This is a genomic window from Peribacillus sp. NPDC006672 (assembly GCF_050274955.1).
Taxonomy (GTDB): domain Bacteria; phylum Bacillota; class Bacilli; order Bacillales; family DSM-1321; genus Peribacillus.
This window is the reverse complement of record NZ_JBNNOR010000004.1, coordinates 70,053-95,466: the sequence shown is the minus strand read 5'-3', so window position 1 is coordinate 95,466 and position 25,414 is coordinate 70,053. Positions and strand designations below refer to the sequence as shown.

Annotated in this window: 27 protein-coding genes and 2 pseudogenes; 22 read left to right on the top strand and 7 right to left on the bottom strand. The window is 37.3% G+C overall.

Annotated elements, in window-relative coordinates:
- Positions 1 to 270 precede the first annotated feature (270 nt).
- From ACQKKK_RS08135 to ACQKKK_RS08125, 3 genes are all read left to right on the top strand, one after another.
- On the top strand, positions 271 to 1,068 hold the full coding sequence (locus tag ACQKKK_RS08135) for a fumarylacetoacetate hydrolase family protein (RefSeq protein ID WP_427615438.1): 798 nt from the start codon (positions 271 to 273) through the stop codon (positions 1,066 to 1,068).
- Positions 1,069 to 1,468: 400 nt separating this feature from the next.
- Positions 1,469 to 1,918, top strand: a complete 450-nt coding sequence (locus ACQKKK_RS08130) for a hypothetical protein (protein WP_427615436.1) — start codon at positions 1,469 to 1,471, stop codon at positions 1,916 to 1,918.
- 49 nt (positions 1,919 to 1,967) lie between these two features.
- The gene (locus tag ACQKKK_RS08125) at positions 1,968 to 2,468 is read left to right on the top strand and encodes a VanZ family protein (RefSeq protein WP_427615435.1); all 501 of its coding nucleotides are present in this window, start codon (positions 1,968 to 1,970) and stop codon (positions 2,466 to 2,468) included.
- 263 nt (positions 2,469 to 2,731) lie between these two features.
- Here ACQKKK_RS08125 and ACQKKK_RS08120 read toward each other — a convergent pair whose 3' ends face one another.
- Positions 2,732 to 3,325, bottom strand: coding sequence for a YdeI/OmpD-associated family protein (locus ACQKKK_RS08120; RefSeq protein WP_427615433.1), 594 nt, complete (start codon positions 3,323 to 3,325; stop codon positions 2,732 to 2,734).
- 507 nt (positions 3,326 to 3,832) lie between these two features.
- Between ACQKKK_RS08120 and ACQKKK_RS08115 the strand changes: the two genes are divergently transcribed.
- From ACQKKK_RS08115 to ACQKKK_RS08105, 3 genes are read left to right on the top strand one after another with little or no spacing between them, the layout of a single operon-like run.
- Positions 3,833 to 3,976, top strand: coding sequence for a hypothetical protein (locus tag ACQKKK_RS08115; RefSeq protein WP_427615432.1), 144 nt, complete (start codon positions 3,833 to 3,835; stop codon positions 3,974 to 3,976).
- Between the two features lie 57 nt (positions 3,977 to 4,033).
- The gene (locus ACQKKK_RS08110; protein WP_427615430.1) at positions 4,034 to 4,792 is read left to right on the top strand and encodes a MerR family transcriptional regulator; all 759 of its coding nucleotides are present in this window, start codon (positions 4,034 to 4,036) and stop codon (positions 4,790 to 4,792) included.
- Between the two features lie 13 nt (positions 4,793 to 4,805).
- A complete protein-coding gene (locus ACQKKK_RS08105; RefSeq protein WP_427615830.1) occupies positions 4,806 to 5,462 on the top strand; it encodes a GAP family protein in 657 nt (218 codons plus the stop codon).
- A gap of 119 nt (positions 5,463 to 5,581) precedes the next feature.
- On the opposite strand, the gene ACQKKK_RS08100 is transcribed toward ACQKKK_RS08105, so the two are convergent.
- Positions 5,582 to 5,974 carry a thiol-disulfide oxidoreductase DCC family protein gene (locus tag ACQKKK_RS08100; RefSeq protein ID WP_427615429.1) on the bottom strand — a complete coding sequence of 131 codons (393 nt, stop codon included), beginning with the start codon at positions 5,972 to 5,974 and terminating at the stop codon, positions 5,582 to 5,584.
- Between the two features lie 210 nt (positions 5,975 to 6,184).
- Here ACQKKK_RS08100 and ACQKKK_RS08095 point away from each other — a divergent pair, with 210 nt between their 5' ends.
- The 4 genes from ACQKKK_RS08095 (at position 6,185) to ACQKKK_RS08080 (ending at position 8,027) form a co-directional block, all read left to right on the top strand.
- Positions 6,185 to 6,547 (top strand): group I truncated hemoglobin, encoded by a 363-nt coding sequence (locus ACQKKK_RS08095; RefSeq protein WP_427615427.1) that lies wholly within the window; start codon positions 6,185 to 6,187, stop codon positions 6,545 to 6,547.
- 184 nt (positions 6,548 to 6,731) lie between these two features.
- A complete protein-coding gene (locus ACQKKK_RS08090) occupies positions 6,732 to 7,004 on the top strand; it encodes a hypothetical protein (RefSeq protein ID WP_427615425.1) in 273 nt (90 codons plus the stop codon).
- Between the two features lie 38 nt (positions 7,005 to 7,042).
- Entirely contained in the window at positions 7,043 to 7,417 is a 375-nt protein-coding gene (locus ACQKKK_RS08085) for a hypothetical protein (protein WP_427615423.1), read from the top strand.
- A gap of 160 nt (positions 7,418 to 7,577) precedes the next feature.
- On the top strand, positions 7,578 to 8,027 hold the full coding sequence (locus ACQKKK_RS08080; protein WP_427615422.1) for a GNAT family N-acetyltransferase: 450 nt from the start codon (positions 7,578 to 7,580) through the stop codon (positions 8,025 to 8,027).
- Between the two features lie 5 nt (positions 8,028 to 8,032).
- Here the strand turns inward: ACQKKK_RS08080 and ACQKKK_RS08075 are convergent.
- A pseudogene (locus ACQKKK_RS08075) lies at positions 8,033 to 8,227 on the bottom strand (nucleotidyltransferase family protein); the annotation flags it as partial.
- Between the two features lie 222 nt (positions 8,228 to 8,449).
- Here ACQKKK_RS08075 and ACQKKK_RS08070 point away from each other — a divergent pair.
- From ACQKKK_RS08070 to ACQKKK_RS08055, 4 genes are all read left to right on the top strand, one after another.
- Complete coding sequence (locus ACQKKK_RS08070) at positions 8,450 to 8,920, top strand: DinB family protein (protein WP_427615420.1); 471 nt, start codon at positions 8,450 to 8,452, stop codon at positions 8,918 to 8,920.
- Between the two features lie 392 nt (positions 8,921 to 9,312).
- Complete coding sequence (locus ACQKKK_RS08065) at positions 9,313 to 10,104, top strand: Type 1 glutamine amidotransferase-like domain-containing protein (protein ID WP_427615418.1); 792 nt, start codon at positions 9,313 to 9,315, stop codon at positions 10,102 to 10,104.
- 311 nt (positions 10,105 to 10,415) lie between these two features.
- Positions 10,416 to 10,550: a hypothetical protein gene (locus ACQKKK_RS08060; protein ID WP_427615417.1), complete on the top strand. Its 135-nt coding sequence runs from the start codon at positions 10,416 to 10,418 to the stop codon at positions 10,548 to 10,550.
- 268 nt (positions 10,551 to 10,818) lie between these two features.
- The gene (locus tag ACQKKK_RS08055) at positions 10,819 to 11,358 is read left to right on the top strand and encodes a DUF1572 family protein (protein WP_427615415.1); all 540 of its coding nucleotides are present in this window, start codon (positions 10,819 to 10,821) and stop codon (positions 11,356 to 11,358) included.
- A 299-nt stretch (positions 11,359 to 11,657) separates the two neighbouring features.
- Here the strand turns inward: ACQKKK_RS08055 and ACQKKK_RS08050 are convergent, their stop codons facing one another.
- The 3 genes from ACQKKK_RS08050 to ACQKKK_RS08040 form a co-directional block, all read right to left on the bottom strand.
- Positions 11,658 to 12,164: a hypothetical protein gene (locus ACQKKK_RS08050; protein ID WP_427615414.1), complete on the bottom strand. Its 507-nt coding sequence runs from the start codon at positions 12,162 to 12,164 to the stop codon at positions 11,658 to 11,660.
- Positions 12,165 to 12,562: 398 nt separating this feature from the next.
- Positions 12,563 to 13,411 (bottom strand): alpha/beta fold hydrolase, encoded by an 849-nt coding sequence (locus ACQKKK_RS08045; RefSeq protein ID WP_427615412.1) that lies wholly within the window; start codon positions 13,409 to 13,411, stop codon positions 12,563 to 12,565.
- Positions 13,412 to 13,709: 298 nt separating this feature from the next.
- Positions 13,710 to 14,486 (bottom strand): 3-hydroxybutyrate dehydrogenase, encoded by a 777-nt coding sequence (locus ACQKKK_RS08040; protein ID WP_427615410.1) that lies wholly within the window; start codon positions 14,484 to 14,486, stop codon positions 13,710 to 13,712.
- A gap of 255 nt (positions 14,487 to 14,741) precedes the next feature.
- Here ACQKKK_RS08040 and ACQKKK_RS08035 point away from each other — a divergent pair, with 255 nt between their 5' ends.
- From ACQKKK_RS08035 to ACQKKK_RS08005, 7 genes and pseudogenes are all read left to right on the top strand, one after another.
- On the top strand, positions 14,742 to 15,689 hold the full coding sequence (locus tag ACQKKK_RS08035; RefSeq protein WP_427615409.1) for a 3-hydroxyacyl-CoA dehydrogenase family protein: 948 nt from the start codon (positions 14,742 to 14,744) through the stop codon (positions 15,687 to 15,689).
- Positions 15,686 to 16,859: pseudogene (locus ACQKKK_RS08030) on the top strand (acetyl-CoA C-acetyltransferase). Before ACQKKK_RS08035 ends, ACQKKK_RS08030 begins: the two are co-directional and overlap by 4 nt.
- A 66-nt stretch (positions 16,860 to 16,925) precedes the next feature.
- Positions 16,926 to 18,596, top strand: a complete 1,671-nt coding sequence (locus ACQKKK_RS08025) for a sigma-54 interaction domain-containing protein (RefSeq protein ID WP_427615407.1) — start codon at positions 16,926 to 16,928, stop codon at positions 18,594 to 18,596.
- A gap of 591 nt (positions 18,597 to 19,187) precedes the next feature.
- On the top strand, positions 19,188 to 20,573 hold the full coding sequence (locus ACQKKK_RS08020) for a GntP family permease (protein WP_427615405.1): 1,386 nt from the start codon (positions 19,188 to 19,190) through the stop codon (positions 20,571 to 20,573).
- 32 nt (positions 20,574 to 20,605) lie between these two features.
- Complete coding sequence (locus tag ACQKKK_RS08015; RefSeq protein WP_427615404.1) at positions 20,606 to 21,301, top strand: CoA transferase subunit A; 696 nt, start codon at positions 20,606 to 20,608, stop codon at positions 21,299 to 21,301.
- Between the two features lie 17 nt (positions 21,302 to 21,318).
- On the top strand, positions 21,319 to 21,966 hold the full coding sequence (locus ACQKKK_RS08010; RefSeq protein ID WP_427615402.1) for a 3-oxoacid CoA-transferase subunit B: 648 nt from the start codon (positions 21,319 to 21,321) through the stop codon (positions 21,964 to 21,966).
- Between the two features lie 314 nt (positions 21,967 to 22,280).
- The gene (locus ACQKKK_RS08005) at positions 22,281 to 23,177 is read left to right on the top strand and encodes a peptidoglycan-binding protein (protein ID WP_427615400.1); all 897 of its coding nucleotides are present in this window, start codon (positions 22,281 to 22,283) and stop codon (positions 23,175 to 23,177) included.
- Between the two features lie 24 nt (positions 23,178 to 23,201).
- On the opposite strand, the gene ACQKKK_RS08000 is transcribed toward ACQKKK_RS08005, so the two are convergent.
- Positions 23,202 to 24,050 carry an HAD-IIB family hydrolase gene (locus ACQKKK_RS08000; protein ID WP_427615398.1) on the bottom strand — a complete coding sequence of 283 codons (849 nt, stop codon included), beginning with the start codon at positions 24,048 to 24,050 and terminating at the stop codon, positions 23,202 to 23,204.
- Between the two features lie 231 nt (positions 24,051 to 24,281).
- Between ACQKKK_RS08000 and ACQKKK_RS07995 the strand changes: the two genes are divergently transcribed.
- Positions 24,282 to 25,271: a LacI family DNA-binding transcriptional regulator gene (locus ACQKKK_RS07995; protein WP_427615396.1), complete on the top strand. Its 990-nt coding sequence runs from the start codon at positions 24,282 to 24,284 to the stop codon at positions 25,269 to 25,271.
- Positions 25,272 to 25,414: the final 143 nt, after the last annotated feature.

Genomic DNA, 25,414 nt, shown 5'->3' with positions numbered 1-25,414 from the left:
AAAAACTGGGCTTTTATGTCACATATGATACATACTGCGACATAAAAGGGAAAAGATAAAAAAGACTGTCTAATCCATACAGTTCTTGTTTTTATTTAATATTTCTACTTTAACTAAAGGGAACTTTAATTGTATTTGGAGGCTAAATTTCAGTTTTATTGAGCTTTTCGGTTATAATGGATTTGGAAGTCTTCGTTTGCGATTATATGGAGACCCGAATTTAATATTATCTGAGGTCAATAAACCTTACATCAAAGGAGTTTTTTCATAATGCATGTGCTACAAAAAACACAAAAAATAGTTCGCTATCAGAATCAACAGGGCAATATACATTACGGTATTGTTGAGGATGAGATGATATTACAACTGTCTAGCAGTTTTGCTGAACTTGTCAATAAGGAAATAAAGTATGACGGGGTAGAGCTGAAATATAGTGACGTAAAAATTCTGGAACCTGTAAAACCTTCGAAAGTTGTTAATTTCGGCTGGACATATGCAGGTCATGCAAAGGAAACCGGGGGAGAGGCAAACCTTGTAGAACCATTTCTCTTCTTAAAGCCATTATCTTCGCTTATTGCGGATAAGGAGAAAATTATCCTTCCGCCAAACGAGCTATCCAACCAAGTGGAACTTGAAGGGGAAGTAGCCTTGGTGATTGGAAAGCGCGGAAAAAACATCAAAGAAGAAGATGCGCTTGATTATGTGTTCGGTTGCACGATATTTAATGACGTCACAGCAAGAGATCTTACAAAAAAAGATCCACAGTTTACGCGGGGCAAAGGATTTGATACATTCGGACCTTTGGGACCGTGCATCGTTACCGGGGTAGATCCTACAAATTTGCGGATTGTGACCACTTTAAACGGCCGCGTTGTCCAAGACGGGAATACCAATGAAATGTCTCTAAGCATTCCGTTTCTAATTAGCTGGCTTTCACAGGTGATGACACTGGAGCCAGGTGACATTTTGGCCACGGGTTCACCATCTGGCAGCTGCCCAATTAATTCGGGGGATGAGGTCGTTGTTGAAGTCGAGAACATTGGTCGATTAACTAATGAGGTTCAGTAAGATTTGCCAGCATTCTTAATAACCAAGAATGAAAATATTCATCACCCTGATAGTCAATGGCATATATATAGTTGAGTATTGAATCATTTCTTAATGAACTAACCGGTGCGTTAGCTGAAAATGGAGCTGCCTTTTAAGGCAGCTTTGTGCAACCGGTAGCCTGAGACGTCACCTTAATAAGGCACGTACGGTTTGATAAGGGAGGGAAGCCATGAGAGTGGTTTCCCTCCTTTATTTTTATCGAAAACTGAAGGTGCAGAATAGTTTAAAAGATTTGTCTGATTATATATAATCTAAGGCTTAAGACTTAAATTAATTTAGACCCTGGGGGTATAGGAATAACAATCAATAAATGTTAAAATTTCCTCATATAGGAAGTGGCTCTAGGGGGATAATAAATATGAAAAAAGTTTGTATGGTATTTATATTTGTTTTTAGTATGACTATACTTTTATTCGGGTGCAGCAATGAAAAAAAAGATATGAAAGAAGACTTTGGGCTTGAGAAAGTCCAAAAGATAGAAGTGTCGTCAGTAGAAAATCCAGAATTGATTTTAAATGTTATCGATAATAAAGATGGTGTAAATGAATTTGTTAATACACTTAAAGTCGATAAATGGAGTATTGTGGATATTCCTTCAAATGCAACTAAAGAAAATATTTATAAGATGTTCCAAGAGGATACAGTTAGACTTGGAGAGTCTAACACAGATGAAAAGGAACTAAAACAAGTAGCTACAATTATTACCTATAAAGACAGTCCGTTTATCAACTTTAAAACAAAGAAACTAAACTTTAGTTTTAAAGTTCCAAAAGATGTAGCAGAGTACCTTTCTAATAACGATAATTAAATTATGATATCCATAATAGGAGTTTAACTTTTCTTTGGGGTTCAGAATTATGAGGATTTTGATTAAAGTCGTCTTGACAATAGTATTATGTTTTTACTTAGCCATTCTTACAAAACTTATTTTATTTAAATGTCTACCTTTATCAGAGATAATCAATCATTTTGAGTTTAGTTTTAATGAATATCACTGGCGTTCAAGTAATGTTGTTCCTTTTAAAACAATTATCTTTTACTTATTCTTAGCAGACTTAAACGTTACCATCCGAATTGAGAATTTAGTCGGAAACATAATAGGTTTTGTGCCTTTCGGTTTTATTCTTCCGTTATTATCTAAAAAGTTTTTAGACTTTAAGGCTATTATTATTGCAACATTTAGTTTGAGTTTTACATACGAAATTCTTCAACTGTTATTTGAATTTGGAAGTTTTGACATTGATGATTTAATTTTAAATACACTTGGTGGATTAGTTGGTTACTTAACAATTAAACTAATATATTTAATCATAAATTCTAAGAAAAAACCCCAATGTAATAAGATTTCATTTAGTTAGTATGCCTTTACTTCAATAAGAGAGTTGCTTTGAACTGGACCCCAATTGTTAGATGTTGTCTAACAATTGGGGTCCAGTTCAATATTCCGGTTCTTTAATTTTTGGTTCTATTTAAATAACGCAGTGAATGCTTATAATGAGTAGTATTAAACATTATATGGATAATGGAGGGCAGGGTAAATTTCGGCTGACCGCCTTTCTTACGATAATGCTAAGCGATTAAAGTAGCTTATGGTCTAAATGGACATTTCAATAAAAATGTACTAATCGTTTAATCCCTTTCCATCGAGAATCTGCTGCATATATTTTTCAACCCTTGACACTCGCGTTTTGGATTGTTTGGGTTGTGAAAAATAAAGAATGTATGCTCTTTGCCGTCCTGGGGTCAATGCTTCAAAAGCAGTTTTCAAGGCAGGGATTTCATCGAATTTATTTTGAAGTTCTTCAGGAATTATGAATTCTGTATTCTTTTTAAAATTCACTTCCAAACCGGCTTTTTCAACTTCAATGGCTTCATGAATGTAGGCTTTCAAGATGGTTTCCGTTGCAACTATTTCTTGAACATTGGTGAACCGAATCTGGCGCGCCCCCTGTACATTCTCCGTTTGTTGGATTAGAATCCCATGGGTATCCTTTAACAAGGCACCTTTGTGAAACAGAAGCGCACAATATTCTTTAAATCCATGTATTAAAACGATGTTTTTTTTCTCAAACGTGTAACAAGGATGCATCCATTTAAATTCTTCGGTCAGCTCACAGTCAAGAACGATATTCCTCAACATTTCATATTCTTCCTGCCACTTTTTAGCTTTACATAAAAATTCATCAACCTTAGGATTCATTCCGCTCTTTGTCATCAAGGAACACCCCTCTTCATTTTTCGATCAACTGACAGTCAAGAATGATCAACCTCAATTTCTCATATTCTTTCTGACATTTTTCGGCTTTACTTAAATATTGATTGTTCCCTTGCAGTATAGCCATAAGATCTCAATCATAAAATCCTCAAGGGATTCCCATTATATAAATTATCTTCGCTTAAATTTTACTATAGTCGGAAACTGAATGTAACACGAATGAAGTAATATTATTTTTATTTGACTTCAAGAATTGGGAACTGGATATTGTTTACAAGTCAGAAGCGATTTTTAGACTATGATAAAGATCTTTACTGTTGTTACTAAAAGATATTTAACGAAAGAGATGGATTGTTTATTGAACAAACGGGTGCGCAATCCATAAAATAAAAATTTAAAAAAGTCTAAAAAAACTTGAAGTTTACGTTACGTCATTTTATATACTGTTTAGTAACTACTATTTAGCGATATAAAGTAAAAGAGATTAGAAAAATAGGAGGTTTATAGTTGAAACAGGGAGATATTATTATTTATGGATGTGTCATTATAGGCGCAGGTATTGGATTGACACTGGATCATGCATTTCCTGGTGTACTGATTGGCTTAGGAACAGGATACTTACTCAAAAATATTTTTCGTAAAGAAGAATAAATGTGGAAGGACTAAAACATTATTGAGTCTTAACGTACAGAAAGGTAGGTTTATCAGTTGATACACATTAATAAAGTGGGGGAGCTGACAGGTGTTACAGTAAGAACACTGCGTTACTACGATGAAATTGGATTATTAAAACCAGCATCTAAAACAGAGGGCGGTCATCGTTTATATACGAATGATGAAATAAAAAAACTGCAGCAGGTTCAATTTTTAAAAAAGATTGGGTTTCCATTACATGAGATTAAGAATATGCTTGCTTCCAGTGAGTGGGATTGGGCGGATAATTTAAAGAGACAATTATCTTTTGTAATAAAAGAACAGGAAAATTTAAAGAAAATAGAGTTATCCTTACGGGAAATGATTCATGGAATTGCGATAGAAGGAGAAGAAAATTGGATCGCGATTCAGAAGATCATGCAATTATCCAGTAAAGATAAAGAAATACAGCAGTATTATCGTGAATCTGTATTTAAAGACAGAGAAATGAAGCTTTGGGAAAAGGTTCCTAATATGACAAGTGACAGCTCTGATTCACTCGAATGGATTGCTCTGATAGGTCAGTTAAAGCGTTATATGAAGGACGGTCCAAAAGCACCCAAAGTCCAGAGCATCATTAGAAGAATGAATGAAAAGCGCTTAGAGGAATTTGAAGGTGAGGATGAATTTATAGATAAGCTTTGGGAAATGAGGATGTCGACAAATCAATCAGAGAAACTGGGGTTATATCCAATCGATCAAGAAGTGCTTGAGTTTATGGCAGAGGCATATGCCATTTTTATCGCTGAAAAGAATAACCCTCAACCGGATTAAGGAGGAAAGAATGATGAGTACAGAACTACTTCTCCTAATAGGTGGATTGGCCCTATTGGACACGCTAAGCCCTGCCATAATAGGGGTAACGGTGTATCTGCTTTTAACAGATAAAGAGAGACCTGCCAAACGTTTATTGGTTTATTTATTGACGGTTGCAGGATTTTATTTTGCTGTTGGAGTTTCACTCATGTTAGGATTAGGTTTTTTGTTTGAGATTATTTCTGATGTATTTCAAAATCGAATCGTAAGCTGGGCGGTCTTTATTATTGGAGCGATATTGTTCATATCAAGTTTTTATGTTCAAACAAAGAAAAGTTCAGAGCTACCTGCACCAAAATCAAAAAGCATTCTTTCAATGGTTACTCTGGGATTCACTACTTCATTAATTGAAGTGGGTACTGCATTTCCTTATTTTTCAGCAATTGGCATAATGACTACTTCTAATCTATCAAGGGTGGAATGGTTTTCTATTCTAGCTGGATACAACTTTATCATGGTGTTGCCTTCCCTCATGCTGTTTCTCTTCTATCTCCTGTTTGGTCGGTGGATGCAAAAACCTCTCGAGAAGCTGCGAATGAAAATCGCCAATAATACAGGATCTGCTCTTTCGTGGATCATGTGTATAGTTGGACTCATCCTAATTTTAAATAGCCTGGATTATTTATAGGTTGTTTGACCAGAGTAGAAGATAAAAGTAGAATTATTCATTTATCAAGGTAACTTGTATCAAATTAATCAAAGCCCTTTTGTTATTAATGAATTGTATATAACATGCTTTGATTCTTTTTATAAAAAGCGCTTTCGAACACTTGGCGGTGGCAGTATGCAGCTCTCTTCTTTCTTTCCGAACCATTTGTAACGGTTCTTGGCAATGAAATCATAAAAGATGTTCCGGATGAAGCTTGGAACGATGATGAAACCGTAAAGCAACTTCCATGCCCCTTGTAAGTGGCGGCAAATCCTCAAGGCTGCAGACGATTTATAGTAGGCCTTATCCTTTTCGATCAGAACCATGCTATCTATATCTGTGGGAACATCGTATTTCTTCAGCAACTCTTGACCCGCCTCACTTTGAAGCGAAGCGTAATAAAAAAGCCCCTGCGGATCCCGCTTTATAATGAACTGGACACTCGAATCACAAAAGTTGCATTCACCATCAAATAAAATGACGGGATTCATGAACATTCCTCCTATCGAGAGACGTTTACTCATGCTTCTATCATACACTACCCGTTTTGGTAAGGCGAAAACGGATGGAATTTTTGGGGTTTTAATTGTTTGTTTTCACTAGCAATTGGATTTTCTATTGAAATCCTAATATTACTTAAGGAATAAAAACAAATTTTCTGCAAAGAATACTTCTATAAATTACAAAGTAGGGGTGTATAAATGGATCAAACACTTTATGAAAAAGTTGGTGGAGAAGAAGCGATAGCAAAAGTTGTGGACTATTTTTACACCGAGTTGGTTCTTAAGGATGATACAGTTAATCACTTTTTTGAAAAAACGGATATGGAAAAACAACGCAGTCATCAGACAAAATTTATTAGTTTTGCATTAGGTGGTCCAAAACAATATTCTGGACAATCTATGGCAAAAGCCCACCAGGGAATGGATCTGCAACCAGCCCATTTTAATGCTATTGTCAAACATCTTCACGATGCACTTGCTCACTTTGGAGTGAATGAAGCTGACATAGATACAGCTTTAACTAAAGTTGCTTCACTAAGAAATGATATTTTGTATAAATAGCTAAGAGTCGCTTTACTTCATTACTAGGAGCTGATTAGCAGCTCCTTTTCTTATGCAACGAACGGGTGCGTTAGCTTAAGGTCGAAGCCGTCTTTTGTTTCTCATTAGACACAACTAACGAGGGTTTAGGGTAAGAACTAAGATGGATTATTATGGTATATTCAATGAAAAAAGGAGTAAGAATATGAAGTTGGTTCTTCAAGCGATTATTGGTTCAATTGTGCTTCATGTTTTATATATAGGCAGTTTGATGTTAGTGAGTATTATAAAAACAAAGAACTATAAACCAGATATTGTGAGTGCATGGGATAAAGTAGACACCCTTCAAAAGGAAGTAGAGATTGTCGGTAAAGTTATAACACCTTATTTTTACGTATTATCTTTTGCTGGGGTAGCTGCGATTTGTGGAATTACCATTTTAATATATAGGAAAATATGGAGTTTGAAGGCAAGTTAGTAAAGGAGTGTTTTTTTTGAAAAAGGTGATGAGGGAAAATGGCTGCATTTCCAGAAGAAAATGACTTTCTATCGTTATTTGAATGTGAACCAATGTTAGTAGATACCACTTCAAAAGACTTGCCATTTTATTATAATAAAGCAACATACCGTTTTTCTAATGGAGAAGAAGACTTTATTGTTACACTTTCTCCCTCCTATGGAGAAGTGAAAATACAGGTAACTCACCGTAATTCAAATAGAATGTTATCACTTTTGGACTTAAAACGGGTTGATAAATTCGAAATTATATCAGATAAAAAAGACCATTCAGTTGTACTATTAACAGTTGTTAATGAGGATTACCAACAAATGCTTGAAATTGTTTTTAAGCCTTATTTTAAACAGATTTTCAAAGAACATTTTACTGGGTAACAAAAAGCTAACGGGTGCAATAGCTGAATAATGAAGCTGCCATAGGGGCTCCTTTCTTGTTTCATAAACGGTGCTGAATAGGGAGAGAAGCTAGGAAGAAATTTTATAAAAGCTAAATACAACAAATAAAGCAGTAAACAAAAATTGAGGAGGTATTGTAGTGAATCAACACCAAATCATACTTACTCAGTATAGTCCCAAGTACGCTGAACAAACAGTGAAAATGTGGCGAGATAGTAAGGAACAGGCAATTGGTCAGAAAGAAATTCATAGCTTTGAAAATCACGTTTATTTTTTAAATAATATATTACCTGAACAGTTTCATATAAACTTAGCGTTAATTGACGATAGAGTAGTTGGAATGATTGCTTCTAATGAAACGGAAATAAGCCAACTTTATATTCATATAGATTATCAAGGAATTGGTATAGGTCAAACATTACTAGATAAAGTAAAAGCAAAATCAAGTGGGAGATTAACATTATATACATTTGAAGTAAATGAAAACGCACAACGATTTTATGAAAAGAATGGATTTAAAATCATTGGTAGAGGACACGAAAATGAAGAAAATTTACCTGATATTCAATATGAATGGATATCAAAATAAACAATGTTAACGGAGACTCCTAAAGCTGTTGCTGTTTCTGGGAACTTGCAAATAGCATCAACGGCAGAAGAATAGGGAGGCATATTACTTATAATGTGAATTCTTGCTTCATTCTTTACAGAACAAGGAATGTTCATAAGGGTTTTAAGCATTTCCTCAAATTTCTTTTCCATTAATTCATCAATATTTGTAGGGTCAAAATTTTAGTTGCATATAAAAAAAGCTGCCATAAAGACAGCTCCGATCTTCAGCTAACGCACCCGAGTTCATTAGGAAAAGCGAACCTTATTAAAAGGATCGCGCCCTACTGTGGAACAAAAACCGGTTAATATAAAGCTAAATTTAGGAAGTTTCAACTATATTCTTTTTCGTTTTTTACTGGTATAATATGGGTGATTTTGTTAATGAAAGGGGAGAAAAAGATGAATCAACTTGTATTTAAGCAATTTGAGATGACAAGAGAATATTTCATCAAGAATGTAGAGTCCGTTTCTAAGGAACAAACTGATGTGCAGCCTGATGGTTTTAATAACACAATTCATTGGCATACAGGTCACGTTTTGACAATTACTGAACAAACTATGTTTGGTTTCCCGCATGTAACAACTCACCTTCCCATGAATTATATAGAATTGTTTGGGAATGGTACAAAACCAGCTGATTGGACAGGGAATATACCTGCTATGGATCAACTGATTGTACAGTTGAAAGATCAATTAACTCGCCTAAAACAAATTTCTTCTGAACAGCTAGAACAAGATTTGGATACACCAATCCTAGGTTGTAAAACTTTTGGAGAACTCGTAGGTTTAACGTTAATGCATGAAGCGACCCATATGGGGCAAATTCAGGCAATGAAGCGTATAATTGAACATGTAAGTGTTAAAAACTGAATTTAACAAAGTTATATTTAAATGAAAAAATCAGTCTAATAAAACTGGTTTTTTCTTTTTATCATTATTAGACTACATAACACTCCCTATTTTCATTTACTCCACTAACCATTCCTTCTTGAACACCCTTAAACTACCCATTTATTGAGCTATTCTGCCCCTATGGTTCCATAAGAAAAGTAACTGCCCACGCTTCTATTATTCAAACAATTATACGAGTTTTGGAACAAACGAAAACTTCTATTAGAGTAAGCTATAATAAAGTTGAGGAAGAATTTTTTTAGATTGTTCAGCAATCGGGCCATATTGAGAATATTGTGTTGGTGACAAGAAAACAGAATGAGTAACGCAGGAAATTAATGTTATTTACAATTTGCTACGGGGGGGGACTTATGAAAACTCACTATTATTTAGGTTGGTTTAACAATTTTTTTCCAGAGAATCTTGGCAGGGTGTTACAGGAGGATATAATTGATAGAAAATCGCTTGCTATGATTAGCTCGAATCCATTTTTTTATGAAGATGATGGTGCTACTGAACGCTCTTGGCTTGACCAGGCCGGCATTATGTTTGATGAATATCATTTAATTAATTATCGCGTACAGAAGGAAGACGCCCAAACCTTAATTCAAAATGCTTCAGTCATTTTCTTGTTGGGTGGAAATACTCTTAAACAAAATGGTTTTTTGATGGAATATGAATTGTCGGATTTGATTAAAAAAAGCAGAGCCGTTGTGATGGGGGCAAGCGCTGGTGCAATCAACATGTCCGCTAAATGGGAATATGTAACGATGTGTCAGGGTTCCAGTAAGTACAAAAAGGGGAAATGGTATGTTCTGGAGGAAACTGATACAAAAGAGTTATTAAGTTCCCTAATAGTATATGAACTAAATCTTTCAGAAGACTTACTTGTTAGAGGGATTGGGTCAATTGCTACTCCTTTACATTTAAGACAAAAAGGGTATGCTTCTATATTAATTGAAGAAGTGATAAACAAATTAGAGGAAAATATAGATTGTAATAATTTTTTCTTATATAGTGATATTGGGTCAGACTTTTATAGAAGATTTAATTTTATTGAAATACCCTCTTCTAAGCAAAAATATAAGGATAGTATTTGTATGTATTATTCAAAAGAAAATGATATTGACTCCATATCTTTTGATATTCCCGACTACTTTTAAAAGATATTCTTGTTCAACTAACGGGTGCGTTAGTTCATTAAGGAACACCAAAAATGATCAATCTTTTTTATAAAAGAATAAACCAAAGATTAGACGTAATTAATGTAGTAGTATATGTAAATAATTACAGTAGAAGGAATTAGACGTTTTAATTTCGCATAATTACCTTTTTAACTTTAATAAAGGAGTTGCTTTGGCAGCTCTTTTTCTGATGGAGCTAAAGGGGCAGGATAGTTGAACAACAAAATAAAAAATACCTACTCCAAGCCTTTAAATGGTAATATTCACCTATATGATAGGGGGATTATTTCATGAGTAGTCGCGTATTCGAATCTATAATTATGTTATTAGTAGCTGGTATTTTTACATTTTTTTCAGGGTTAGCAGTTTCATATTTCACTAGATTAGTTGACTTTTATTTAGCTAAAGAACCCATTAATTCATAATGGAAAAGTATAACCTTCTTTAGATTAACCTATTCGATTTACTCCCAATCACTTTTTATTAGGCTAAAAGTAATTAGGTCTTCATAATGGTCATATAACCATTATATATAGCTTTAGGTAATAACGAAGATATAGTTTCCTATGGGAGTATCTATATCTAACAGGATTGGCTTTTCTTTACTTCATCATTGTCTAAAAGGTATGGAAGTCCACCCCATCTTTTTTATTTCATTTACAATTTAATTATGTATGTGAGGAGGTAATGATTATGAATATTGGAAACGAATATTTAAATATTGTAATCGAAAGGTTTAAAAGTGTAAAAAGCCTTGGAGATAAAACGATAAATCAATTATCTGAAGGGGAAATACATTGGACTTATAATATCGAGTCAAATAGTGTTGCAGTAATAGTAAAGCATTTGAGTGGAAATATGGTTTCAAGGTGGACTGACTTTTTAACTTCAGACGGAGAAAAGGAATATAGAAATCGTGATGAAGAATTTATAGATGATATATCTTCAAAATCCGAACTAACTATTGTTTGGGAAAAAGGCTGGAAAGCCCTAATTGATTCATTAACTGGTTTAAGCGAACAAGATTTATTAAAAAATATATATATTCGTGGAGAAAAGCATTTAGTTTTAGAGGCTATTGAAAGGCAGATGGCACATTATGCTTATCATGTAGGGCAAATTGTTTTCATTGGTAAACAAGTAAAAGATAGTAAATGGGAGAGTCTCAGTATTCAAAAAGGAAAATCGGAAGAATATTTAAAACAAATGCTTGATAAACACCAGGGAAAATAAACCAAGAATAGTATAACCCTGCTAAAAAACACCTCGTTATTAAGCAGCGGGTGCTAGAGCTAAGATCAGAGCTGTTTTTAAGGCAGTTTTTTTCTCTATGCAACTATCGGGGAAGATTAGTTAGTTGCATTATCAATTTTTTGTTTTGCGGTTGCTAATGCCATAAAATTTATGGGTGAATAAAATTAGACTTGGGTACTACATTCAAAAATGAAATGGACTTATTTGTTCAATAATAAACGCAACAATAAATGAAAAAACAACGGATATCGCCATTTGTTTAGGTTCTTTGTAAAAGACTACACATAAAAAACATACATAAGTAATTCTTCGATATAAGATAGATTCATATAGAATAAACCCATTCCTAAAGAAAGACTTAACAATAAGCCCATAGGTAAGGCAGGTAAGATAAAAGCTAGTTGTACATTATTCTTAGCTTTCCAAACAATAATTGCTAGTAAAGGAGATACTAGTGCTAAACTGCCCCAAAAGATAAAATAACTAGCTGGAAAAAATCCAAATAAATAAGCTGAATATATATAATAACTTATTAGCATTCCCATAAAGAACATGAACGTATTAATAGCAGCTCTTATTAGTGTTTTACTATATGCAGCTATAATTGTAGCAATCAATATCCAAATACCTAACCTTGTAAATAAATCTGCAATATAGTGGAGAATATACGTCCACCAACTCCCATCAACTGAGATGGTATCTAAATATTTGGATATTATCCCCAGAGCTGTACCTAAGATTAAACATATAATTAAGTCTGGTATTCTGTTTTTGATTTTAAACATTCTGAACCTCCAAAAAAGTTGCCCTAAGTTCATTTGTGGTGAATTGTTTCAGAGAAATCAAGTAGTTTGGCACAATTCTACTTACAAAGGAATACGGGGTTGAATTAATGCAGGAATTCAACTTGAAACAAATACCCCAGTTTTTAATTTCCACCAGAATTCATATCTTCTTGAGTATAAACTTATTAGATTTTTTAACAGTTAAATTAACTTATGTGCGCGCTATATAGCTCCTTTTCTTTGATTTTAAAGTAAAGGGAGGGGCTATCTCAAAAGGTGTACTTAAGCCGAAAATTGAGTAAATAGTGAGAGGCAGAAATATTGATTTAACAACATTTCTGCCTCTTCAATTTTGCGCTATTTTACTTTAAAAAGGACTTATAAGACAGCCCATTTTATTAATTTTTTCGACTACTAAGCTTTATAACTGAATCAATAATTTCATCCCAGTCTTCACTATGAAGCTCATGCCCTGATCCATCAAGGGTCACTAATTCTGCATGAGGGATGGCTTTTGCAAGGGCAAGTCCGTGCTCGTATGGCAAGGCTGGATCTTCTGTGCCATGAATAATGAGGACAGGTACGGATATCTCGCCCATTCTATCAAAATATTCGTCTCCGCCAGCAAGCATGGCATGATTAAACCTGCTCGGTAGCTGTTTGGCGCGGTCCGCCTCTTTTTTTGCCAGTTTATACATTCTTTCCTGCTCATAAGGTTTGGAGCCGGCTAAAGTTTTCCATCCATCCGCAAGATAAGCGATGGCCGCCTCTCGATTTGACCAATCCATGGAAGCACTCTTCGCATGATAATCCAATATGCTTTGGTCCATTGGGGGGAGTTTTTCCATTACAGTCCCGAACACACTTGATGCAATTAACGTAAGCGTATTTACGCGTTCCGGATATCTCAAGGCAAGAATCTGGCCGATCAAACCGCCTAGCGACATTCCAACGATATGAGCCTGTTCTATGGAATAAGCATCCAGGACACCCACGGCATCGTCAGCCAAGTCTGTTATTGTATAGTTGGAGGTACCTGGTTCATAAATGACCGATCGTCCCAGATCCCGATGGTCGTACCGAATGACAAACCTCCCCGAATCAGCGAGGCGGAGACAGAAGTCCTCATCCCACCAGTCTAATGAAGACATCGCCCCCATGATCAAAAGCAAAGCAGGGTCCTTAGGGTTTCCAAAACTTTCTGTACATATATCCACTTTATTTATTTTAAGTATCTGTTCATTCATGTTTTTTCCCTCCGTATTAAATATTATCTAATTGCCGTTACCAGCGGAGATCAATAAATACTTTCCGGAGCATGATTGGCCTGCCCCTTAATTATCGCAGTCTAACCCACTTAATAATCATGACGAGGCCTCCTTTTATTTTTATGAAAAGGGGAGTATCCCTATATTACTGTAACATGAGGGATTTCTTTGTGTCACCAAAATTTTCCACATTATTTCCGCAGAAAAGCCCGAATAAGGAGCACCTTTTTGGTGTCGTTTATTCGGGCTTTATTTCTTTTGCAGATGCATTTTCCTTTTATTGAGCTGTATATCCGCCATCTAATACAACTGCCTGGCCTGTGATGCCCCGTGCTTTGTCGCTTGCGAGGAAAATGGCGTAGTCGGCAATTTCACTTACATCAAGTAAGCGGTTTTGTGGGACAAGTGGATAGATGACCTCTTCCAAAACGCTTTCTAGCGGTACTTGTCTTGTTTTCGCCAGATCCTCCAGTTGACCGCGGACGAGTGGTGTATCTACGTATCCTGGGCAAAGGGCATTGACGGTTATACCAAAAGAGGCGCTTTCCAAGGCGGCTACTTTCGTTAATCCGATAACACCGTGTTTGGCACTATTGTACGCTGCTTTGTTGGCAAAACCAATTAGACCGTTAATGGAAGAGATGTTGATGATTCTGCCGAAGCCTTGTTCTTTCATGATGGGCAAAACGTTCTTAATTGAAATGAATGGGGCGGTCAGCATGATTTTGATCATCAGCTCGAATTTTTCAGTTGGAAACTCTTCAATTGGTGCAACATGCTGAAGGCCGGCGTTATTGATGAAAATATCTATTCGTCCGTATTTGTCTTTAGTTTGTTTGATTAGTTGGATAATATCCTCTTCACTTGTTACGTCTGCCTTTAAGCCGATAACTTCCAAGCCTTTGTTCCTTAGGTCTAAAGCGGCTTTTTCAACTGTGTTTTGATTAAGGTCAGACAAAACGACCTTTGCGCCATTTTCAGCAAATATCTTTCCAATCTCAAAGCCGATTCCTCTGGCAGATCCGGTAATGATCGCCACTTTATCTTTAACCATATTACATTCCTCCAATAAAAAATGTAATGGTCCAGGTCTGTCATTTTATGTCGTAAACAGGGAATATTTCACAAGGTAAGCTCCATTGGAAATATAAAGGGAAGGTTATAAAAATATGGTTTAGGTTAATGAGTAAGAGTCTATCATGATTTTCAACATAACAAAAGAATTTTATTTTCCCTTATCGTTGGCATAGATATTGCATGAATAAAATATGAGTAAATACAGGTAATTAAAACGGAAAGGGCAAGCTGGATGATTAAAAAAATAGCTATTATCGGTTCAGGTGTAATGGGGAGTGGGATCGCTCAGTCTTTTGCAGTTAGCGGGTATTTTGTCACCATTAACGATATAAACGAAGAGTTGCTGTACCGTGCCCAAAATCGAATTTCGGAGAATCTATCACTGCTCATTGAGGAAGGGGTTTTGACTGATCAGGAAAAGCAAGGCGCTTTAGCGAATATTACGTATAGCGTAGATTTAAAAGAGACAGTATGGGATGCTGACTTTATCATTGAGGCGATTCCGGAAGTCATCGAGCTGAAGTTGAATCTATATCAGCAAATGGAGGAAATAATCAAACCGGATGCCATTGTTGCTTCAAATACATCGACCTTTCCGATTTCTCAATTGATGGAGAAGGCCTCATTTGCCGACAGAATGGTCATCACGCATTTCTTTAATCCTGGCCATTTGGTTCCATTGGTTGAAATTGTTCAGCATGACGAAACAAAGCCGGAAATCGTCAAGATAACTATGGATTTAATGCGTAAAATCGGCAAGTCTCCAATTCTCTTGAAAAAAGAAATAGCAGGATTCATCGCCAATCGTCTCCAGACTGCCTTGATGCGGGAAGCCTTTTATCTATTAAAAGAGGGCGTTGCCGATGCTGAGGATATCGATACAGCTATAACGGCTGGACCAGGTTTTCGATGGGCATTTACTGGGCCGATCGAGATTGCTGATTTTGGCGGACTGGATACATGGCAGCGTGTTTTTGATAATGTTTCACCAGTATTGGATCAGAGCAAGGAAGCGCCTGATTTGATTCGTGATTTGGTTGCTAAGGGAAAGCTTGGGACGAAGTCGGGAGAAGGGATTTTTACGTATGAAGAATCTACCGTTTCCCAGAAAATCAATGAGAGGGACCGTCATTTTATTAAACTGGGAAAATTAAAAATGGAGAAGGAGGAAGTATTATGAGAGAAGTAGTGATTGTAGGGGCAGCAAGAACACCAGTTGGTGCGTTTGGGGGCAGTCTTGCCAATGTTTCGGCGGTTGACTTGGGAGTTGTCGCAGCTAAGGAAGCGATTAAGCGGGCAAATATCTCGGCTGACATGATCGATGAGGTATTGATTGGGAATATTCTATCTGCTGGATTAGGGCAAAATGTGGCACGTCAGGTTGCGATTCATGCAGGCATTCCGGAAACAACGCCGGCCATGGCCGTTAATAAACTTTGCGGATCTGGCCTCCGTACGGTAATAATGGGGGCGCAATTCATTGCCCTTGGTGATGCAGATGTGATTCTCGCCGGGGGGATTGAAAGCATGAGCAATGCCCCGTATTTACTTCCAAATTATCGTTTTGGACAGAAAATGGGTAATGCCGAAGCAGTGGATTCAATGACTTATGACGCCTTAACGGATGTTTTTAATCAATATCATATGGGCGTGACTGCAGAGAATATCGCCGAGCAGTGGGAAATCAGCCGTGAAAAACAGGACGAATTTGCTTTAGATAGCCAACTGAAGGCTGAAAAGGCACAGCTTGAAGGACGATTTGCAGATGAAATCGTACCTGTTGAATATAAACGCAGAGGAAAGACGATCTTGGTAGACCAAGATGAACACCCGCGTCATGGGCTGACGATAGATCAGCTAACGAAGCTGCGTCCTGCTTTTAAGGAAAATGGAACGGTTACGGCAGGAAATGCATCCGGAATCAATGATGGGGGTGCGATGTTAGTCCTAATGTCTAAAGAAAAAGCGGACGAGCTGGGACTGGAAACGTTAGCACATTAAGTCATATGCAAACGCCGCGCTTGATCCGAAAATCATGGGTTATGGTCCAGTGCCTGCAACAAGAAAAGCTTTGGCAAAAGCGGGATTGACAATAGATGATATTGATTTGATGGAAGTGAACGAAGCCTTTGCGGCACAGTCACTCGCCGTGCTTAAGGACCTTGAGTTGAAGCCGGAGAAAGTGAATGTAAATGGCGGAGCGATTGCTCTGGGTCATCCTGTAGGCGCTTCCGGTGCCCGGATTTTAGTGACTTTATTGTATGAAATGAAGCTTAGAGATGCAAAAACCGGCCTTGCTACCCTGTGTATTGGTGGCGGACAGGGAACTGCACTGATTGTGGAACGGTAATGATCTTTGGCCCCATTTTCCTATGATATAATGGAGAAAACTTCAGACGGGTTAAGGAGAATAGGAATGCCCAGCGATAATAAAACTATTCAATTGGAATTAGTGAAAGCGATATTGGAAGAATTGCCTTTTGGTGTTTTAGTAACGAAAAACGAAAAAGAAATCGTTTTATGCAATCGCGTATTATCCGAGGCTTTTGCTGAGAATCAATTTGATCTGCAAATAAATTTGATTTTAGAAAAAAACCTTAAACCAGCTGTAAATACTCCTATGCGTTTGAATGATAATAATGGGATTGTCAGAAAAGCCATCATTCAAATGGATGATGAGGAGTATCAGATTTATCTCCTATTGTTTACAAATAATAAAAGTGATTTTCTTAATGTCGATAATCATGAAGAACTTCTATTTAAGGATATTATCGAATTTGCCTATGACGGGCTGGTGATGGTCGATACGGAAGGGTATGTCCAAATGCTGAGCCACGCTTATGCGGATTTTCTTGGGGTCGAACAGGAAAGCTCAATAGGGAAACATGTAACCGAGGTCATTGAAAACACCCGTATGCATGTGGTCGCCAAAACCGGCAAGCAAGAGGTCGCCGAATTACAAAAAATTAAAGATAATTATATAATTGCGACCCGCTCCCCGATAAGGAAACAGGGTAAATTAATAGGGGCGGTCGGAAAGATTCTTTTTAAGAATGTCGGGCAATTTACCGCTCTTTCCAAACGGATAAATTCACTTGAAGTAGAGCTGAAAAAGTACAAAGGCGATTTTCGCGAGAGAAATAAGGCCTCATATACGTTTGATCATTTGATGGGAAGAAGTCCTGCTTTCATGGAAGTAAAAGGTCAAGCCAAAATTGCAGCTAAAAGCGACTCAAATGTGTTGATTTTGGGCGAAAGCGGAACAGGTAAGGAGCTGTTTGCCCATTCCATTCATAGTGATAGCAGACGGGCCATGGGTGTGTTTGTCAAAGTGAACTGTGCCGCCATCCCGGCAGAGCTGCTGGAGTCAGAGCTTTTTGGCTATGAAGAGGGTTCTTTCACTGGTGCAAAAAAAGGCGGAAAAGCAGGTAAGTTCGAAGCGGCTGAAGGAGGAACGATTTTTCTGGATGAAATCGGTGAGCTTCCACTGCATATGCAGGTGAAGCTGCTCCGTGTTTTACAAGAAAAAGAGATTGAAAGGGTCGGTTCGACGGGAAGTATTCCGATTGATGTACGGGTAATCGCTGCAACGAACCGTAATCTGGAGGAAATGGTCTCGAAAGGGGAATTCCGACTTGATATGTATTACCGATTGAAGGTCATGCAAATCCTGGTTCCTTCCTTAAGAGAGCGACCGGAGGACATCGAAATACTTGTAAATCATTTTGTTGAAAAGTACCAGAACCTCATGAAAAAACGTGTAATGGGGATGAGTGATCAAGCATTACGGCTGCTTCGTCTTTATAAATGGCCGGGTAATATTCGTGAGCTGGAGAATATCATTGAACGTGCAATGAATATTGTTGAAGAAGGGGAAATGATACGTTCCAAGCATCTCCCTAAAGAAATAACGGGGCATAAAGAATCAGTATCGATTCGCACTTTAGCGGAAGTGATGGATGAAACCGAACGGGCTGCAATCGTTTCATGTTTGGAAATGACTTCTGGTAATAAGTCAGAAACGGCAAAGAGACTCGGAGTGAGTCGAACAACACTTTACGAAAAAATGAATAAATACGGTTTATGAATGTAGAAAGTAAATTGGAACGAGTGTGCGAAACTCCTGCCTGAGAACAAATCGTACAAAAACTGTATTGCAACTATTCTGAAGTGCCCTTTAGCTAAGGGCACTTTTTTTAATCTTTTTCACTAGCAAATATTTGATATGTAAGGAAATCCGTACATAAAATGAAAGGAAATATAAATGGTGTTAGAAAAGGTTTACACTTTTTTGAGTTTTATCCTTATGTGTACTGAAACCTTGACAGTTTTAAGGGATTTTATTTATAAAAATGTTTGAAAAGGCTTTAAAAGATGTGATTTTTCATTGTACTTAAGTTGGCACAATAATTGCGTAATTACTTTTATGAATGGCCTATCTGTCATTTTATATTGTGTTTCCACGTAAAATGAAATGGGATTTCGTAATTCAGCAGATTGTTGAAAGCGTTATCAATGATTGGAAAACACTTAGGAAGATCATTCAGCTTGACTTGGGGAAGGCAGGCTTGGATGGCTAAGCCGGTAAAATTAAAAATATGGAATTTAGAAGATTAATAGTTCTGCTTAAGGGCTACCGAAATTATTTTGGGGCAAGGGGAGAAAAGGGGGAATTGAGTTGGTGATTCAAATTTTAGCCATTGTTGTGGCGCTGGGACTTTTAATCTTTTTAGCCTACCGGGGCTATCCGGTCATTATCATAGCGCCGCTTGTTACTTTATTGGCGGTCATTTTATCCGGTGGACATTTGCTGCCGAGTTATACAGAGACATATATGACATTTGCGGCTAACTATATAAAAGCGTTTTTTCCTATATTCTTATTAGGGGCTGTATTTGGAAAAGTCATGGAGATGAGCGGTGCAGCAGCATCCATTGCCAAGACCATCGTAAAATCACTAGGCTCAAAGCAGGCCATTCTTGCCGTGGTGCTGGCATGTTCGGCGCTGACATATGGCGGGGTTTCATTGTTTGTAGTGGCATTCGCCGTTTATCCATTTGCAGCGGCAATTTTTAAAGAAGCAGACATTCCAAAAAGATTATTGCCAGGAACGATAGCATTAGGCGCTTTCACTTATACGATGGATGCCCTTCCTGGAACACCTCAGATTCAAAATATCATTCCAACGAATTATTTCGGAACTGATACCTATGCAGCCCCAGTAATGGGGATTATTGGCGCGGTCATGGTATTCACTGGAGGAATGATCTGGTTAGAGCGTCGCCGTAAACAAGCGTTGGCAAATGGTGAAGGATACGGGGAAGGACATATTAATGAACCAGAAAGTGCAGAACAGCAAAACCTGCCTAACTTTTGGCTGTCCATCGTACCGCTCATCCTTGTCGTAGCGTTTAATTTTGCTTTCAGCCGGAGTGCCATTTCGGTTAAGCACTGGTATGATGCATCGATGTTGAAGGAAACTTTCAACATTGCCGATGTAAGCACAGTCACTTCATCCTGGTCTTTGATTGTTGCATTGACAATCGGTATTATTGCAGCGATGCTTCTGAATGTTGGACGTATCAAGGTCAAATTGGCAAGTGGATTAACAGCTGCGGCAATGGGATCATTGCTTGCCATATTCAATACTGCATCTGAAGTTGGTTTTGGGAATGTGGTGAAAACGCTTCCTGGATTTTCGGTCATTCAAAACTGGGTGTTCGATGCAAGCGGCAATCCACTCGTATCCGAAGCTATCGCCGTCAATGTGCTGGCAGGGATTACCGGATCCGCGTCAGGTGGACTTTCGATTGCGTTAGAAGTAATGGGAAGTCACTATTTGCAGGTGGCCCGAAGTGTCGGAATCACCCCTGAAATGCTTCATCGAATTGCATCCATGGCATCTGGCGGAATGGATACGCTGCCGCATAATGGTGCCGTCATTACCTTGCTTGCCATTACTGGACTGACACATCGTCAATCTTACAAGGATATCTTTGCGATTACGGTTTTGAAAACCGTGACCGTGTTCATCATAGCTTTTGCAACTTCACTGTTTATTTAATAGAATAGTATTAAGAATGGAGATGATGGAAAATGAGTAAATTATTAACATCTTTTGATAGCGCTATTCAACAAATCGAGGATGGATCAACCATTATCGTTGGCGGGTTCGGATTAAGTGGAATACCAGAAAAACTAATTTTTGCATTGCGCAACAAAGGTGTAAAGGATTTGACGATTGTCAGCAACAATTGTGGAGTCGACGATTGGGGTCTAGGTCTTTTGCTTGAAAATAAACAAATCAAAAAGATGATCGCTTCTTATGTAGGGGAAAATAAGTTATTTGAACAGCAATTCTTAAGTGGTGAGCTGGAGGTCGAGCTAGTTCCCCAAGGAACGCTGGCTGAGCGTTTAAGAGCGGGCGGAGCGGGAATTCCTGCCTTTTATACAGCTACTGGAGTAGGAACGGAAGTCGCAAAAGGTAAAGAACATAAAGAGTTTGATGGCCGCACATACATTATGGAAAAAGGAATAGTCGGAGATTTTGCCTTTGTAAAAGCCTGGAAAGCAGATTATTTCGGTAATCTCGTATATCGGAAAACGGCAAGGAATTTTAACCCTGTCGTTGCCACTGCAGGGAAAGTCACGCTTGTCGAAGTGGAGGAGCTTGTGGACACAGGAGAGCTCGATCCAGATGAAATTCATACTTCAGGGGTTTATGTACAAAAAGTGCTTGTAGGAAATGACTATGAAAAACGAATTGAAAGACTTACAACTGCTAACGCATAAAAAGGAGGAGTATTCGAATGACTAGACAACTAATTTTAGAACGGGCCGTTAAAGAAATCCAAGATGGTATGTGTGTGAACTTAGGGATTGGAATGCCGACCTTGATTGCCAACATGATTCCAAATGACTTTAATGTCATGCTTCAATCGGAAAATGGCTTACTGGGAATCGGGCCTTATCCTCAAAAGGATGAAGTCGATCCGGATTTGATTAATGCCGGAAAAGAAACAGTAACCGCGAAATCGGGGGCATCATTTTTTGATAGCGCTGAATCGTTCGCGATGATTCGCGGCGGTCACATCGACCTGGCCATATTAGGCGGGATGGAAGTTTCCGAGAATGGGGACTTGGCAAACTGGATGATTCCAGGGAAGATGGTAAAAGGAATGGGAGGGGCGATGGATCTCGTCCAAGGCGCAAAACGAATTGTTGTCATTATGGACCATGTGAACAAGCATGGGGAATCCAAAGTGAAAAAGAGCTGTACATTGCCATTGACGGGGGAAAAAGTCGTCAATTGCCTGATTACCGAACTGGCTGTTTTTCAATTTACAGAAGCTGGCATGGAATTGATTGAATTGCAAAATGGCGTAACACTTGATGAAGTGAAAAGTAAAACAGAGGCTGACTTTACAATAAGCCCCTCTATTGAAATTAGAGCGTAAGTTAAAGAGATTACTAAAATATTCATTATTAGACTACTTTCATTCGCAAAACCGGCGAACGGAAGTAGTCTAATTTTTTTGGGAAATGCCCTTTCTATAAATTTGCTAACGATTCTCCTTTATTTACCAAAATAGGGTGAGCAGATGTACTCTAAAATAAAAATGCGACTCTCTGTTAGTCGGTAAATCAGGGGCAGGAAAGATCTCATCCTCGAATTTCTGATATCAACTGGAATGTTTTTAAATAACTCTGCTACTTTTCCATTAAAAAGGCTTATATAAAGCCTGATGGGAACTTAAAGGGAGGGATTACATTGACCGTAGCATTAGGAACATTATTGGAGCAATCAGTGAAAAGGATGGGCAATGGGATGAATCCTGTGGTGCAGGCATCGGCATTGGAAATGGTGGAACGTGCTTATAATGAAGGGATTTATGTACAGATAAGTGCGGGTTATCGTACTTTTGAAGAACAAGCTTCGCTTTATGGTCAAGGACGAGTTTACAGCTATAATGGAAAAAACTATAGCAATCTAGCTAAACCTATTGTGACGAACGCTAAGCCAGGCCAATCTTATCATAATTTTGGACTGGCCATTGATTTCTTCATTGTGAGTGATGATGGCAAGAGGGCGATATGGACAGTTGATTCAAAGTGGCAGCGCGTGGCTGCCATAGGTAAGGATTTAGGATTTAAATGGGGCGGGGATTGGACTTCATTCAAAGATTATCCTCACTTGGAGATGACAGGCGGGTTATCCTATAAACAGTTACAAGCAGGAAAAAAACCTCATATTACATCTTCAAAGACCAGCAAAGGAGATGACCATATAATTTCCATACAAAAAACGTTAAATAGCCGATATAAAACGAATATTGAGGGTGATGGGTTTTATGGTCCCAAAACTCGAATGGCACTTATAAAAGGTTTACAAGCGGAACTGAATAAGCAATTCAATAAAAAGCTAGTTGTCGATGGAAAATGGGGACCTAAAACCAAGGCTGCGGTCGTCACTATAAAAAAAGGTGCTACTTGCAATATCACATGGATTTTGCAAGCAGCACTTTATATGGAAGGTTTTAACCCCGGTCCCCTTGATGCAATATTCGGAGAAAATACCGAGATGGCATTATATAAATACCAAAAGGCAAAAAAGATTACTGCAGATAAGCAAGCAGGTCAAGAAACATGGAATGGATTGTTTGCTTGATAGAGAATTTATCCCATTAGCACCTCAATGATTAATTATTGATTGCAAAGTTCTTAATATTCCTTTAGAGTACGTACCTGTCGCTATTTTAGTATGAGCTTCCTTGGCTTCTTGAGTTGCATTTCCTACCAGATAACCATGTTTAACACTTTTTAACATGAGTAGATCATTCCCGCTATCCCCGAATGCAAAGGCATGCTCCTGACTCAGCGAGAATTTGTCTAGCATAAAACGTACAATTTCATTTTTTCCAGTACCTAATGGAATAAAATCTACATCATAACTATCTTCAGGATCTCCGGCAAGGGGATTACAACGATTAATGTTTACCCCTATTCCGTACTCTTTGGCAACCCTCTGGATGGTGGATATGTTCTTCTTGTCGACAGATTCATGTTGTATTTGATAATAATAATTTCTTTTATAGCGTGAACTTCCCATTTGAGTCTGAGGAGTTAATGGTATATTGCCGTTAAGTAGAACATTATAAATTTCTTCAACTTTCCTTTTATTAAAACTTTCGATATTAATCTGTGAATGCCAATCTGGATCCTTTTCCAAAAAGGTTTTTTCTGAAAAATAGGTGATTTCGGTACCTAAGTCACTGGCTATAAAATGCGGAAAAAATCTGAATCCACCGTGTTCCATTTTATGTAATATTGATTCAATGCTACTCCCAGTAACCCAGCCAATGACAAGTTCTTCATCATAACTTTTTGCTTCTAAGTAATTTTCAAGTTCATATAAATCTTTCTGTCTCTCGTGACTCATGGAGTGAGGATAATAGGTTTCATCAAAATCACAGAATACAATGTATTTGGGGTCTTCAACATTTGGCAATAACTGAAACCCGCCCTTTTTATTCAATAACATAACAATCCCTCCATTAGCTAAAAATATCCGCTCATTTCATTAACTACTTGTGGCTTATAACTAAGTTGTAATTCACCTTTTAAATGCTTTACTAACAACAAACATTAATAAGTGCTTTTTTAAAAAGTACACCTCCGAAAATTTTGTTAATATGTGATATATAAGGAACGGTTTAATAATAACTTCTGAAATCGATAACATGTCAACGACTTATTACAAGGAAGGGATTAAATGACTAAAATTAGCGAGATTGCTAAGCTATGTAACGTCTCTAAAACAACGGTATCTAGAGTCTTAAATAATCATCCATATGTATCAAAAGAAAAAAGGGAACAAATCTTAAAGGTCATTAACGAGCTTGATTATGTACCAAGTTCACTTGCCCGAAATTTTAGGACAAATAAAACCAAAACTATTGCAATATTAGTCCCAAGATTCGATCATCCATTCTTTGCCCAATTGATTAAAGGAGTATCTCTAGCAGCATTGGAAAATGATTATAAAGTTCTTATTTTTCAAACCTTTTATGATTCGAAAAATGAATTAGATGTTATGGAAAGATTAAAGAATAGAGAAGTAGATGGGGTTATTTTAGGAGCATTAGAAAATGAATGGAATTTAATAAAGCCTTATTTGAAATACGGCCCAATTTTGTTGTGTAATGAATACCATTATTCTGCCCCTATACCAATTATTGGTTACGATGAGTTAGAAGCGACATACAAAGCTGTTGATCATTTAATAAAAAAAGGCCATAAAAAGATAGGTTTTTGTTACGATACTTCTTATAGTCAGGCTCAGAGTCAAAGAAAAGAAGGGTTTTTAAAGGCTTTAGCAGATAATAATTTACTGCACAATGAAGACTGGATATTTGGACATGGGTTTAATATCGAAGATGGATTCCGTATTTGTGATGAAATATTTAAATTAAAAGAAAAACCCACTGCCTTATTTACTGGAAATGATCAGGTTGCAGCAGGAATTATTAAAAGGGCAACTATGTTGGATTATAAAATACCAGAATACCTAGCTATAGTTGGTTATGATAATCAATCAATTTGCCAAGTCACAACCCCCACCATAACCACAATCGATATACCAATTATGGAACTAGGACAACGCTCTGCAATAGAATTAATAAAGTATTTAAATAATGATTTGGAATTAAAGCGTGACGTTATTAAATTACCTACCAAACTTAAAATTAGAGAATCAACCTAACCTTCATTAAGATATAACTTCATATTTAGGTTCTTTATCCTTTTAGACAGATAAAAAAAGGTGCGGAGTTCGGGAGTTCCAGTTATATTTACGTTGGCGGATAGATGCAATCAGTCTTGCCCCGGGAATAATTCGACTTTCCC

Coding starts and splice junctions, on each gene's coding strand:
- ACQKKK_RS08100 (WP_427615429.1), bottom strand. CDS start 5,974: ATGAATCCCGTCATTTTATTTGATGGTGAATGCAACTTTTGTGATTCG.
- ACQKKK_RS08050 (WP_427615414.1), bottom strand. CDS start 12,164: ATGTTTAAAATCAAAAACAGAATACCAGACTTAATTATATGTTTAATC.
- ACQKKK_RS08070 (WP_427615420.1), top strand. CDS start 8,450: ATGAATCAACTTGTATTTAAGCAATTTGAGATGACAAGAGAATATTTC.
- ACQKKK_RS08015 (WP_427615404.1), top strand. CDS start 20,606: ATGAGTAAATTATTAACATCTTTTGATAGCGCTATTCAACAAATCGAG.
- ACQKKK_RS08060 (WP_427615417.1), top strand. CDS start 10,416: ATGAGTAGTCGCGTATTCGAATCTATAATTATGTTATTAGTAGCTGGT.
- ACQKKK_RS08040 (WP_427615410.1), bottom strand. CDS start 14,486: ATGGTTAAAGATAAAGTGGCGATCATTACCGGATCTGCCAGAGGAATC.
- ACQKKK_RS08130 (WP_427615436.1), top strand. CDS start 1,469: ATGAAAAAAGTTTGTATGGTATTTATATTTGTTTTTAGTATGACTATA.
- ACQKKK_RS08125 (WP_427615435.1), top strand. CDS start 1,968: ATGAGGATTTTGATTAAAGTCGTCTTGACAATAGTATTATGTTTTTAC.
- ACQKKK_RS08095 (WP_427615427.1), top strand. CDS start 6,185: ATGGATCAAACACTTTATGAAAAAGTTGGTGGAGAAGAAGCGATAGCA.
- ACQKKK_RS08055 (WP_427615415.1), top strand. CDS start 10,819: ATGAATATTGGAAACGAATATTTAAATATTGTAATCGAAAGGTTTAAA.
- ACQKKK_RS08105 (WP_427615830.1), top strand. CDS start 4,806: ATGAGTACAGAACTACTTCTCCTAATAGGTGGATTGGCCCTATTGGAC.
- ACQKKK_RS08025 (WP_427615407.1), top strand. CDS start 16,926: ATGCCCAGCGATAATAAAACTATTCAATTGGAATTAGTGAAAGCGATA.
- ACQKKK_RS08135 (WP_427615438.1), top strand. CDS start 271: ATGCATGTGCTACAAAAAACACAAAAAATAGTTCGCTATCAGAATCAA.
- ACQKKK_RS08065 (WP_427615418.1), top strand. CDS start 9,313: ATGAAAACTCACTATTATTTAGGTTGGTTTAACAATTTTTTTCCAGAG.
- ACQKKK_RS08035 (WP_427615409.1), top strand. CDS start 14,742: ATGATTAAAAAAATAGCTATTATCGGTTCAGGTGTAATGGGGAGTGGG.
- ACQKKK_RS07995 (WP_427615396.1), top strand. CDS start 24,282: ATGACTAAAATTAGCGAGATTGCTAAGCTATGTAACGTCTCTAAAACA.
- ACQKKK_RS08045 (WP_427615412.1), bottom strand. CDS start 13,411: ATGAATGAACAGATACTTAAAATAAATAAAGTGGATATATGTACAGAA.
- ACQKKK_RS08000 (WP_427615398.1), bottom strand. CDS start 24,050: ATGTTATTGAATAAAAAGGGCGGGTTTCAGTTATTGCCAAATGTTGAA.
- ACQKKK_RS08120 (WP_427615433.1), bottom strand. CDS start 3,325: ATGACAAAGAGCGGAATGAATCCTAAGGTTGATGAATTTTTATGTAAA.
- ACQKKK_RS08090 (WP_427615425.1), top strand. CDS start 6,732: ATGAAGTTGGTTCTTCAAGCGATTATTGGTTCAATTGTGCTTCATGTT.
- ACQKKK_RS08010 (WP_427615402.1), top strand. CDS start 21,319: ATGACTAGACAACTAATTTTAGAACGGGCCGTTAAAGAAATCCAAGAT.
- ACQKKK_RS08085 (WP_427615423.1), top strand. CDS start 7,043: ATGGCTGCATTTCCAGAAGAAAATGACTTTCTATCGTTATTTGAATGT.